This window comes from Bacillus sp. AF62, from assembly GCF_050312695.1.
Classification (GTDB): Bacteria; Bacillota; Bacilli; order Bacillales; family Bacillaceae_G; genus Bacillus_A; species Bacillus_A cereus.
This window is the reverse complement of the sequence record NZ_JBNPJZ010000267.1, coordinates 1-346: the sequence shown is the minus strand read 5'-3', so window position 1 is coordinate 346 and position 346 is coordinate 1. Positions and strand designations below refer to the sequence as shown.

Sequence of the window (346 nt, the reverse complement as noted above, 5' to 3'; positions counted from 1 at the left end):
TGGGGCCTTAGCTCAGCTGGGAGAGCGCCTGCCTTGCACGCAGGAGGTCAGCGGTTCGATCCCGCTAGGCTCCACTTATTTTAATATCATTTATGGCGGTGTAGCTCAGCTGGCTAGAGCGTACGGTTCATACCCGTGAGGTCGGGGGTTCGATCCCCTCCGCCGCTACCATAAAGGACCTTTAGCTCAGCTGGTTAGAGCAGACGGCTCATAACCGTCCGGTCGTAGGTTCGAGTCCTACAAGGTCCACCACTAAAGGTTTATATCTCGGAGGTATACCCAAGTTCGGCTGAAGGGATCGGTCTTGAAAACCGACAGGCGGCGAGAGTCGCGCGGGGGTTCGAAT

General features: G+C 56.4%; 3 tRNA genes. All 3 read left to right on the top strand.

The features are described from left to right. The first annotated feature begins 1 nt into the window (after position 1). The 3 genes from ACQRBL_RS32675 (at position 2) to ACQRBL_RS32665 (ending at position 252) form a co-directional block, all read left to right on the top strand. Positions 2-74, top strand: a tRNA-Ala gene (locus ACQRBL_RS32675). A gap of 20 nt (positions 75-94) precedes the next feature. Then, a tRNA-Met gene (locus ACQRBL_RS32670) sits at positions 95-171 on the top strand. A 4-nt stretch (positions 172-175) separates the two neighbouring features. Then, a tRNA-Ile gene (locus ACQRBL_RS32665) sits at positions 176-252 on the top strand. The last annotated feature ends 94 nt before the right edge of the window (positions 253-346 follow it).